This is a genomic window from Bacteroidota bacterium (assembly GCA_016711505.1).
Classification (GTDB): Bacteria; Bacteroidota; Bacteroidia; order AKYH767-A; family 2013-40CM-41-45; genus JADKIH01.
The window spans coordinates 56,659-67,987 of the sequence record JADJSV010000007.1 but is presented as its reverse complement, the minus strand read 5'-3'; the positions used below and the strand labels follow the sequence as shown (position 1 = coordinate 67,987).

The following is an 11,329-nucleotide window of genomic DNA, read 5'->3' as shown; positions in this document are numbered from 1 at the left end:
CAAGTCGGTATTCCAAAAATTAACACCGGATTAACCTAAGACTTATTACATAAAAAAGCCCTGCCTTTATTAGAGGAAGGGCTTTAAATAACTAAACCAACATTTATTGTGCTACAACTACAAGATATTTACTTGCACTCCAGAATTTTTCAGGATCCGAGATCGTCAATACCGACTGCTCATTACTTTTTTTCTCCAGAGTAAAAGAATTTTTTGGGTGCGTAGTTACTATTTTAGGATCATCACTATTAATTGGAATAGATGTGATCTTTGTGTAATCAATTTGTGTAAAACGACTATTATCGAAATCAGAACTTAATTTCGGTGTTTTACCAATTCCTAATAAACCACCTGTACGGTCAATTACTTTTTCATCCTGCAACTCTTTTGATTTACCAACTATATAGTAAGCAGTGTGCAATGCGGTAACTTTACTTGTAATATCTGCTGCCTGAGCTGCATTAACTGTATTAAGTGTATCAAGTGAACTATTAAGATCAGCGATCTGAGTATTAAGGGAATTTAATTTATCATTCATTACAACAAGTTCAGCATCTTTCTGAGCAAGTTGTGCATTTAATGTCTGAATCATTTCCTCAAACTTAGCAATCTTTCCACCTGATGATTTAAGCTTTTTATTTAGTTGAGCAATCTTCGCTCTATTCTCATCCATTAATGAGTTGATATCGGCGATTTCTTTATTGATACGATCTTTGGAAGTTTGTTTAAGTTCTCCATTTCTTCCATCAATTTTCTCAGTAATTACGTTTTGTTTTTTTGCAACAGAAGCAAGATTCGCTTCGATTTCATTAAATGAATTAATGAAATCATTTAATGCTGAATCACGGCCGTTAATAATAGCCTCTAACGAATCACCACGGTTGGTAAGTGATTGTACCTCTGCCTGACGATTATCACAACTTGTAACAACTAATACTACCCAGGCAAGCATATTGATCAATGCAATTTTTTTCATAGTTTTATTTTTATTACAATTTTAAATTAAACACTTATTCAACGTTTTTTTTATTTATATAAATGAGCAAAGATCCCCCTATGGCAATTAGTAATAATCCGGACCAAGGTGTACCAAATGCATTATCTGTGTGAAGGTTTGTACGATCCGCACTATTCATAGAGAAAAAAATCTCAGAAGCAGACCAGATCAATACGAATGATCCTATCAAAATTAACAGACTGGCAAAATACTTCATGCTCTTATCAGAAGCAAAGAGCAACACCTGCATATCCTGAATAGGTATTTACTTTTGCGCGATCCAATACATAATATTCATCGGTTGTGATATTCTGACTGTCGTCACTTATATCAACAAGTCCACGAACGCCGCGGAAACCGAGACTAAGTTTAACTGCATCTCCAATCATAAAATCCAGACCGGCTCCATAAGCGAAACCAATATCACCAGATTTAACTGCCAGTACAGCATTCACACTATCAACTCCTGCACCTTGTGGCATTTTGTCAAGTGACGAACCGGTATTCAGACCAAGTTGCGGACCTACAGCAAGATTCAAATTCAATCCTTTGCTAACATCTGTATTCAACATTAATAAAAGTGGGACATTAATATAGTTTACATTGAATTCTCTTTCGAAACCAGATTCATCTTTATAAGTCTGGCTCAAAGAAGAATACAATACTTCCAGTTGCAAGCCAAAATTCCTTGTCAGGTTTACACCAAGAACCCCACCACCGCCGTAACCGGCTTTATAACTCGTTTCAACAGCACCATTACCAACACCTTTAACTTTTAATGATGTGAAAGTCATTAATCCGCGAACTCCTATATACCCTCTTTTGAAGTCTGTATCAGAATCAGCATTAGAAGTAGTTTCCTGTGCCGGTGTAGTAGTTGTAGTTGTTGTAGTAGTAGTTTGACCATAAGCAGAGTTATATCCCCACAGCGCCATCATAACAATTAATATCTTTTTCATAGTTCAACGTTTTTTTCAAGTAGTAATTAAAACTGCATACCAAAGTCCTTTTTGTATGGAGAACAGCGGTTCACCGCCACAACATGAGTCAGCTTTGGGTAAACAAATCCTCAAATAACCACTAAATGGCCTATTGAACGCTTAATTTTATGGCGTGAGTTTTTAATTAATAAAATAAAAATCCATATGAAAAGAGCAGAAAATCTGGTTGAAGAATCAAACCTAAATACCATGGTAGATTGTGTGAATTCATTAGTCCGAAAAGGATTTGAAGAGAACTTTAAAGCAAAGGAAAATGGGCTGCTATCATTAACCAGTAACCGTTTGTACAAACCGGAAGAGATAAAGATTCTAAATTTTTACCGATTTGAAGGACAATCTGATCCTGGAGACAATAGCATTTTATATGCAATTGAAACATGTGATGGTAAAAAGGGAACCTTAGTTGATGCATATGGTCCCTATGCCGACCGGAATGTCACAAACTTTGTTCATCAGATTGAAGACATTTCAAAAAAGACTGATAAAGAACAACCACTTTAATTTCAGTCAGGCATATAATTTTTAATTAGTATAAAAAAGATAAAAACTATGGAATCAAATGAAAAGATTGTCGATTCTCTGAATGAACTCATTCAGATCAACAACGACCGAATTGAAGGCTACGAAAGAGCCTCTAAAGAAACAAATGAAACAGACCTGAAGTTGCTTTTCGAAAGATTTGCATCGAAGAGCAATATGTTCAAGAGCCAATTGAATTCAGAAGTTGTAAAGCGTGGCGGGAAACCAAACGAATCCACTACTGCATCCGGAAAGGTTTTCAGAGTGTGGATGGACTTCAAGGCAGCTTTAACGGGAAAAGACCGTAAAGCAATTCTTAGCTCATGTGAATTCGGCGAAGATGCTGCACAGGAAGTTTATGATGACATTATTAAATCAGGCATTGGATTACCTACGGACGTAATGCAAATCATCTCTTCGCAAAAAACAACATTACGTATGGATCACGACGAAATTAAAAAGTTGCGTGACCTTGCAATACATGAGAAATAAAAATTAGAAGAACCATTTCTTTTACACACACTTCCAGTTAAATTTTTAATTTTTAACATTCCCCAAAAAAGCCCTTTAATGAGGGCTTTTTTTGTGGCTGGAAGTAGAGCAGAGATTATCGTTTAGGTAAATATAAGTAATGGCTTCAATGGAGGTGTAGGTGTGTGAGTGAGTGTGAGTGTGAGTGTGAGTGTGAGTGTGAGTGTGAGTGTGAGAATAAAAAAACGGCTACCTGGGAAGAAATCCCGGATAGCCGCAAATAGAATAATTAACTAACGGGTTAAGAAAACCCGACATTGAAATTATTTCATTCCATACAACTCTACAGTTGCTTTTTCATCTTTGCTGTTAGCAATAGATTTATATGTAAAGACAATTTTCTTAATTGATACAGTTGATTTAATATCAATCACCCGGCTTTCTCCACCGGCTTTGAATTCATTTTTCAAGGCAACTGCTTCCTGACTTCCATCTTCATAATAGATATCAAGATCGGAAATATTCATTGGAGCATCTTTAACAAATAGTTTGATTGATTTTAACATATCAGCACCCATGACCACTAACTCATCCTTTTCAGATTTAAAGCTCGCAGTAACTTCACCGATTTTATGCCATCCTGCTTTATCGCTTACCATAACTGCAGGTTTTTGTGCATAAGTTGAGCCTACCATTACTAAGGCTATTAGTACAAATAATCCTTTTAAATTTTTCATATTCATTGTTGTTTTTAGAGGTTAGAAATATTATTTAATTTTTATATATTAATGAGTCATCGTCTTCTCCCTTGTTCTTGCCTGGTGGAGGCATTGCCGGCTCGGGTTTCTTTTCAGTTTTCCCCCTTGTAAGTCCGGTTTCCTGTTCAGTTCCGGCAGGAATTGTTACACCTTTTTCCGGCTTATTATCCTTTTTATTTTCTTTCATCGCCTATAGTTTTTAAAATGTCATTTAACTTAATCATAAAGTTCTATGCCACCTTAACGACGTTATAAGCAGATGAATTGTGGACTGGGTTGTAACTTCAGTTAGAATCCAAAAAGAATGGCTTGAAGTTCTGAAAAGGCTAAGCTGAAATTTTACTTACATTACTATACTTCATTTCTTCTTCCACATCACTTGTGTAAATACAATGATAATATTCTTCAAGCTGAGGGCAAGTCCCTTTGAGATCATTTATATTTTTAGCTGACCACTCCAGAAATATTTTTTTTCTTTCTATGTCCCAACCCGGAGGAGGGCAGCTAACCATCATTTCAACATTGGCAACAAGATCTGCTAGCTTGACCATATTAGCAGCTTCATTTAATCCTGCGTAACTTTCCTGAAAAACAACTTCCTTATTATTAGAAAAACTTTTTTCTAAATTTAATTTTCTCACAATAGCATAAGTGCGTGGACCGAATCGTAAATGTATATCAACCGGCTTTACATTCGATCTGCCTACCAAGTCATATAGAATTGATGCCCTCAGAATATCAATGTCTTTAACTTCACCGATAGTAGACAAAAGAGAACAAACCTGGATCAAATGATTAAGATATGGTTCATCATTTTTAGTCTTTTCAAACTTTAACCGATACGAAGCAAACTCCAGAGCTTCCATCAAAAGCAATAAATTTTCGTGTGATTTCATGGGTCTTGATTTATCCTTTACATTAACAAATAATTATGCCAAATGAATTGGTACGAATTTTAATTCTATTAATCAAAAAAGCATACTATGAAAAACGAAATTCCATTTGAAACAAAAGCCCACTCTATGTCAGGCAAAGGGTCATTAGATTTCAATTCCAAAGAAGATTTAAATCAGCTTGCCATGAAACTCATACCCAATTACAATCCCGACAGATTTGACGCAATGGGTTTCCGTATTTATGCTAAGAAAGATGAACCGATAATTACAATTTATGCAGTAGATAAATTAAAACAAGATGACAGCAATTATGATAAAGACAAACTTCCGGTGAAGAAATTTAAATTACGAATTTCATTTCTAGAATTTTTACAAAATATAAAATCTTTCGATATGACACTTTCGAATGGAAATTACGATATGGAAGATATTATAGTAACTAATAAATAAATTCTTTTATAAAGTTCGAAAGAACGTTTGATCAATAAGCATCAAACGTTCTTTCGCTTTTTATTTCCCAAGTGGAACTGAAATATTTTTTTCCGATTTAGGCTTGAATCTAAAGATCTGCATCATTGCCAGTGATAAAATTGCACTTGCGCCAAGACCTTCAGAAATCAGAATAAAACCGATTGCAAGATGTGGATACAGCAATGGTTGGGGCAATTGTCCTAGCAAAAATGCTAAGACAACAGGGTCCAGGTATAGATAGATAACAAACAGAATTGCATACCACGTTTGTCCAAGTAGCCCAATCAAAAACCCAATCATTAATCCTCCGAAATAATTGAGGTGATTTCCGTGTTCCTGATATGCTGATTTTACACCGAAATATCCAACCGGAAACAACAATATATAATTAAGGAACCGCAATTCCTCACGAACATAAAGTCCTGTGATACGCGCGATCGCAAAAATCAGGACAGCAATGAAAGTATAGATGATACTGTACTTGAATGAATAATTAAAATTTTCTCTTAATGTTAACCTTCTGTGGCGAATGTTTTCCATAACATGTTTTTTTTAGAAATCTTTAAAAATTCCAAGCCATGTAAAATCATTGATTTTCTATTGAAAAAAGTGAAGGATTCAAAATATTCACAGAAAAGTGTGTAATCAATTTCTCACATAAAAAAATAAATTCATAAAATAAAAAAGACAGTGCAAAATTTCAATTTTACACTGCCCCCACATGAACACCGACTAATTTATGAAATCGAGTTCGGAATAAGTATTAAATAACTGTGCCAAAACACTGGAACTAGGCCTGACTAGGATTAAAGGATTATTGGATTAATGGAATCTGGAATAATGGAATAATGGATTTAATAGATTACCGGAATTTCCTTACTGGTACTACTTTTCACTCCCGGTAATCCAATAATCCATTAAATCCCGGTATTATCTGAAACCCAGATTTCGTTTGCTGTTATATGGTGTCTGATATTCCTTTTCTTCTGCGAAAAATATATCTGCAAGTACCATTTCAGTTTCAGGAACAAACTTATATCCAAGATACATACATAACCTTGTAGCTTTTTCTATCTCAAGTTCTTTAAAATAGTACTTAGCAATCAGTCTTCCTTTTCTCAACAGTGTTGGCTCAATGGTTCTGATATCGTTATTGAACGTGCATATAATCTGAATGTGAAAAAAGTCAGACAACAACCCATCAGACAACGTTAATATATTTGCCAATACCTGGTCATCGTCTGTGTTTTTCTTTTTCAATAACCAATCTGCATCTTCGATTATCAATATTGAATTTTTATAATCTCTTAGTAATGCGAGGAATTCCGGATTTCCAATTTTCTTACTTAAGCTTGCCGGTACAAATAGTTTTTGTTTATCTATTTCCCCGGCCAGATATCTGATATAAGTAGTTTTCCCTGTCCCTGCTTTTCCATAGAATATAACCAGACCCTTATCATTGATTCTGTTTAATCTGTCAACTAACATTTCATTTAACTGAAACAAATCATCATTATAGTTAAGTTCAATATTAGTATAAGATCGTTTGAGAACAATTGGAACAAATTCCAGTTCATCCTCTTTATTCAACATTAGTAACCGGACACTAACATTCTCCTTATTAACCGGCAGATAAAAGTTTTTAACTTCTTCAAGAAGTCCTGCCACCTTGGTCGTCGGGACTTCGTCAGAATAATAAAGATGAACATCGTTTTCTAATCCTTCTTCTCCTGAAGGAAAATCGAGCAGCAAATGATCATCTAAAGCATACGATCCATATGAAGATTCGCCATCGTCACTATGTGATGAATGAATGGTAGTTCCAAGAACTTTGTTTTTCTGAATATCATATTTTACAGAAAGATTGTCGAGGAGACCTTTCCTGTCTATATTCTTCACCCAATGGCGATGAGGAAATTTAGAATACCGGCGATAGAAATATACGTATGGGTTAAATGAAGTACCTTTAAACAAAGGATCTTCATTCATTTTATCGCTATTATTGAGATCTAAACCTGAACTTTTATCTTCCATACAATATTTCAAGTCATGGAATTTTGAGACCTACCGCCGGACAACTTTATCGAAAGCCCCCTAACGCATCCTTTTTCCCTTTACTTAATGAAAATTACTTAAAAAGACAGACCAACCCCAACTTTTCAACTATATTAAATGTTTTAGTTGTAATTCGCTATTTAACATTTACCTTTGCTCCAACTCGAAGATTAAAAAATAATGATCGTAAATAAAAAAATATTCCTTGTTGATGATGATGAGGACGACCAGCTATTTTTTACTGATGCCTTAAAAGAAATTGATCCTGCTATTCAGTGTTCAGTAGCCAGGAATGGTAAAGATGCGATAAAGATATTACAAGGGTTGAATGAACTTCCGGATGTTTTATTTCTGGATCTGAATATGCCATATATGAATGGCTTTGAATGCTTAAAAGTTTTGAAAACTGAAATTAAACTAAGCCTGATCCCAATCGTAATTTTTACAACTTCCAATGATCCAAGAGATGTGCAATTAACTCATCGCTTAGGAGCTGAAGTTTTTCTTTCGAAGCCAAACGACTTTAATCAGCTCAAACTGAAATTAGAACACATTCTTAAAATTAATTTCGATTTTTATACCCCTGAAATATCCCAATACAGCCTTTAATAGTGGGTATATTTTTACGCACGTGTTCTTTTGAATCGGGTATATCGGAAATAAAATTGGTGTTTAAGTAATCTGATCAAATTTCCGGGTTTTCTTTTAAGAAAATGCAAAACTGGAAATTTAGTTGACTGTACCTCATCCCAGACTGCAAAGAGAATCGAAGCAACTATTCCTAAAACAAAAATTGCTGTTACGAAAAATCCTGTATATTCTATTATCGACTGTATCATTCTTTTTGACTTTAATTATTTTATTGAACTATATGTGCGTAAGGGTAACGCTCTTGCCATACTTTCAGCGAAGAGACTTTGTTAATGATGATAATAGTTTTGCTATCAAGTTTAACCTTGATGCGGCGAGAGGATTCTTTCGGTGCTTTTTTCATGATTATTTTGTAGATTTAAACTGCAGTGAAAATGATAGAAAATAATATGCCACTTTGATCTAACTTAGTGAAGGATCCGGCCATTCTTCAAATAATCCATACATATGGTTTTCCCTGATAAGTTTTTCGCTCCACAAGTGGTCACAAGAGTTGCTATAAAATTCAGGTAAGCTGATCTTGCTTGTCCACCATTTACCTTCATTGATCTCTTCAAGCAAATTTTCTTCATTCCATTCAATTTGACCTACATAAAACCGGAAGTCCTCCAGACTCAACATTCCGGACTCACTCATTTCTGTTATGTATTCATAATCGCCACCGAAGAAAAGTCCATTTCCGAGTTCGATAGATCCCGGAACATCTTCTGAAGAATGTATACAAGAAATGCCATCAACAGCATTAAGGCCGCCAAAGAAAAGAGGTGCATTATATCCAAAGTCAGGAACAACATCGTTTAAAGAAATTGAAGAGACCTTATTTAATATAATCCCTCGTACTTTTTGATTTTCATGTCTGAAAATTAACACTACTGATCTTTTAAATAATTCGTTTTGCCAAAATGGTTTTGCAACAAGAATTTTGCCCTTAGAAATACTCTCCAGTTTGGTTATATTTACTTTGCTATATTTCATAATAACTAGAATTAAGATTAGTATTTGTAACTAAGAAAACATCATGCCCGTTTTTTTATTGCGATATTTTTTAAAAATCTGTGATAAATCTGTGAGATCTGCGAAATCTGCGGGAGAAAAATCACCATAAAATTGAAATCACGAATGCAATTTCGAACTGGCCTTTAAATATTTTCTTATCATCGATAAAACGTTACTGCCTGTCTTAATGATTGCTTCGGAGATACTCGATGCAGAAATTCCCCAATGCCTCGCCCAGAAATCAATATCGTAAGTAAAGTTAATTCTCAGCCTTCTGTAATCGTATGAGTTGGATTTTGTTTTCATGACATCATCTTTTAATGTTAAAATTCAATATCTGTGCCGAGAAAAAAGTCTTTGAATGATAATTTTTAACATAGCTGTTTATAACTCTTAAAAGGTTTAAAAAAAATAATAATTTTAACTATTACTGGTATAAAAATAGTATTGTCATAAATGAAACACAATTATCATGAAGGCAATTAAAAAAGAAGATGTAGATAAAAATGGCAACCAGTTGAATTTATCTGCTTTTAAAAGAATTGACAAACTGCTGAAAAAACATTCACAGATTCAAGCTGAAGACAATTTAAAAAGTGGGGGCAATAATCTCCAGAACTTAAAAAATCTAAACGATGGATTATAACTATCTTATAATCTATTAGTAAGTTAGATTTTTATCGGTTAATCAATGGAAAATAGACGGAAAATATCGATCCAATATCCGGTTTGCCAATTGCTTTGAGTACTCCATTGTGATTTTGCACAATTTTTTTGCAAATGGCCAATCCAATACCTGTTCCGCTGTATTCTGTTCGGCCATGGAGGCGCTGAAATAACTCAAGAATTTTGCTTTCATATTGCTGTTCAAAACCAATTCCATTGTCTTCAAAACTTATTTTCCAATAGGAGAAGGCAGGGTCCAGTTCAGCACCATTATCTAATGCAGTTTTCACAACATCAACACTTATTTTTACAACGGGTGGTATTCCTTGTTTGTTATACTTGATTGCATTTCCAATCAGATTCAGAAATAGTTGATGGATCTGTACGGGAATTACCGGAATGGTTGGCAAAACATCTGCTGTGAATACAGCTTGCTTGTCTTCAATATTTTCTTTGAGTGCAACTTTCACTTCATTAAGAATTATATTCAGATCTGTCACTTCGAAAATCTGATCCTGAGTATTGGTTCGCGAGAAATTGAGGAGAGCATCAATGAGATTTTGCATTCTGCTTGCTGCGGAAATAATCCTTTCGAAATAATCTCTTGCAGAAGGAGAAAATTTTTCCGCTTCAACTTCAATTATCCTGTTTGAAAATCCCTGAATTTTACGAAGAGGCTCCTGCAAGTCATGACTGGCAACATAACTGAACGAAGCTAATTCCTGATTACTTTGTTCAAGTTGACGGTTCTTGCGTTCCAATTGACGGTTTGCTTTCGCCAGTTCTTCAGATGCACGGAAGATGTCTGAAATATCTGTCATCGACGCTGTGATTCCATTATTCAGCTTACTGAGAGAAACCTTATACCATTTTTTACTTCCATTGGCTCCATACTCAAAATCGAATTCAATATTTTTTCCGCTCATCAGAACATCAGAGAAATGTTTATAAATTCCAAGCTCCTTAGCATTTGGAATTGCCTCAAGCAAACTTCTTCCGATTTTAAATTTTGAGTAAACAATATTCAGATCTTCCGAATATTTATTTGCATGAATGATCTTGAAATCCTGCAATTTTCCATTAGAATAAATAGCGTCATACACAACAATACTATTTGGTGAAGTATCGAGTACAGAATCCAGAAAATGTTTGGACTCGTCAACTTCTTTTTTCAGTATTAATTGTTCTCTGAGTTGTCGTTTAATTCTGAGGAAAGAAGAAATCAGAACAACCAATGTTAGCACGAAAAAAATAAATGCATATAGTGGAGTAATGATTGTATCCTTATTTCTCTCATCAATTCTTTGTTTCAAAATTTCATCCTGATGAACCATCATTTTAGTTACTTCAAACCTGAGAGAGTCCATTAATTGTTTGCCACGAATGAGCATTGGCAGATAATCTTTTTGTCGCGAATTTCTGGGCCGGCTATCCATAAAAAGCAAGACGTTCAATGCATCTAAACGTTTCACTCCTAATTCACGGATCCTTTCTATATCAGCATGCTGGTCTTTTGAATCACCGATCATTGATTGTAGTCCGGAAATCTCCCTTTCAAACTGCCCTGTCGCTATGGAATATGGTTCTAAAAAAAGTGAATCATGGCTTAAAAGATAGCCTCTTTGTCCTGTCTCTGCATCTTTTACTGAGGACAAAACCTGCTCAAGTTTTAATTTGACTTCATTTGAATTATTTACCCACCGCTCGGAATCACTCAACTGATTAATCTGTTGATACAAAAAGAAAAAAGATATCAATAGTAATAGTCCGAGCCAAATAAATAAAAGATCGGACAAAATAATTTTAAAATATTTCATAATTGATCTGCGAAGAATACGAAGTTAGAAA

15 protein-coding genes are annotated in these 11,329 nt (G+C 34.5%); 5 read left to right on the top strand and 10 right to left on the bottom strand.

What is annotated here, in order from left to right; all coding sequences use genetic code 11:
* Window positions 1–103: 103 nt before the first annotated feature.
* Window positions 104–976, bottom strand: a complete 873-nt coding sequence (locus IPL24_09700) for a hypothetical protein (protein MBK8363938.1) — start codon at window positions 974–976, stop codon at window positions 104–106.
* 245 nt (window positions 977–1,221) lie between these two features.
* Window positions 1,222–1,956, bottom strand: coding sequence for a PorT family protein (locus tag IPL24_09695; GenBank protein MBK8363937.1), 735 nt, complete (start codon window positions 1,954–1,956; stop codon window positions 1,222–1,224).
* Window positions 1,957–2,142: 186 nt separating this feature from the next.
* Between IPL24_09695 and IPL24_09690 the strand changes: the two genes are divergently transcribed.
* Together IPL24_09690 and IPL24_09685 are read left to right on the top strand one after the other, a co-directional pair.
* A complete protein-coding gene (locus tag IPL24_09690) occupies window positions 2,143–2,499 on the top strand; it encodes a hypothetical protein (protein ID MBK8363936.1) in 357 nt (118 codons plus the stop codon).
* A gap of 48 nt (window positions 2,500–2,547) precedes the next feature.
* Window positions 2,548–3,009, top strand: a complete 462-nt coding sequence (locus tag IPL24_09685; protein MBK8363935.1) for a PA2169 family four-helix-bundle protein — start codon at window positions 2,548–2,550, stop codon at window positions 3,007–3,009.
* A 302-nt stretch (window positions 3,010–3,311) separates the two neighbouring features.
* On the opposite strand, the gene IPL24_09680 is transcribed toward IPL24_09685, so the two are convergent.
* The 3 genes from IPL24_09680 to IPL24_09670 form a co-directional block, all read right to left on the bottom strand.
* On the bottom strand, window positions 3,312–3,725 hold the full coding sequence (locus tag IPL24_09680; GenBank protein ID MBK8363934.1) for a hypothetical protein: 414 nt from the start codon (window positions 3,723–3,725) through the stop codon (window positions 3,312–3,314).
* A gap of 34 nt (window positions 3,726–3,759) precedes the next feature.
* Complete coding sequence (locus IPL24_09675; protein MBK8363933.1) at window positions 3,760–3,933, bottom strand: hypothetical protein; 174 nt, start codon at window positions 3,931–3,933, stop codon at window positions 3,760–3,762.
* Window positions 3,934–4,072: 139 nt separating this feature from the next.
* Window positions 4,073–4,642, bottom strand: a complete 570-nt coding sequence (locus IPL24_09670) for an HD domain-containing protein (protein MBK8363932.1) — start codon at window positions 4,640–4,642, stop codon at window positions 4,073–4,075.
* Window positions 4,643–4,729: 87 nt separating this feature from the next.
* On the opposite strand from IPL24_09670, the gene IPL24_09665 reads away from it, so the two are divergent.
* Entirely contained in the window at window positions 4,730–5,092 is a 363-nt protein-coding gene (locus IPL24_09665) for a hypothetical protein (GenBank protein ID MBK8363931.1), read from the top strand.
* A 60-nt stretch (window positions 5,093–5,152) separates the two neighbouring features.
* On the opposite strand, the gene IPL24_09660 is transcribed toward IPL24_09665, so the two are convergent.
* A complete protein-coding gene (locus IPL24_09660; GenBank protein MBK8363930.1) occupies window positions 5,153–5,653 on the bottom strand; it encodes a hypothetical protein in 501 nt (166 codons plus the stop codon).
* Window positions 5,654–6,043: 390 nt separating this feature from the next.
* A complete protein-coding gene (locus IPL24_09655) occupies window positions 6,044–7,147 on the bottom strand; it encodes an AAA family ATPase (protein ID MBK8363929.1) in 1,104 nt (367 codons plus the stop codon).
* A gap of 201 nt (window positions 7,148–7,348) precedes the next feature.
* Between IPL24_09655 and IPL24_09650 the strand changes: the two genes are divergently transcribed.
* Entirely contained in the window at window positions 7,349–7,777 is a 429-nt protein-coding gene (locus IPL24_09650; GenBank protein ID MBK8363928.1) for a response regulator, read from the top strand.
* A 444-nt stretch (window positions 7,778–8,221) separates the two neighbouring features.
* Here the strand turns inward: IPL24_09650 and IPL24_09645 are convergent, their stop codons facing one another.
* A complete protein-coding gene (locus tag IPL24_09645) occupies window positions 8,222–8,794 on the bottom strand; it encodes a YqgE/AlgH family protein (GenBank protein MBK8363927.1) in 573 nt (190 codons plus the stop codon).
* A 138-nt stretch (window positions 8,795–8,932) separates the two neighbouring features.
* Window positions 8,933–9,121 (bottom strand): DUF3606 domain-containing protein, encoded by a 189-nt coding sequence (locus tag IPL24_09640; protein MBK8363926.1) that lies wholly within the window; start codon window positions 9,119–9,121, stop codon window positions 8,933–8,935.
* Window positions 9,122–9,287: 166 nt separating this feature from the next.
* On the opposite strand from IPL24_09640, the gene IPL24_09635 reads away from it, so the two are divergent.
* Complete coding sequence (locus IPL24_09635) at window positions 9,288–9,461, top strand: hypothetical protein (protein MBK8363925.1); 174 nt, start codon at window positions 9,288–9,290, stop codon at window positions 9,459–9,461.
* A 31-nt stretch (window positions 9,462–9,492) separates the two neighbouring features.
* Here the strand turns inward: IPL24_09635 and IPL24_09630 are convergent, their stop codons facing one another.
* A complete protein-coding gene (locus IPL24_09630; GenBank protein MBK8363924.1) occupies window positions 9,493–11,199 on the bottom strand; it encodes a CHASE3 domain-containing protein in 1,707 nt (568 codons plus the stop codon).
* Window positions 11,200–11,329 lie beyond the last annotated feature (130 nt).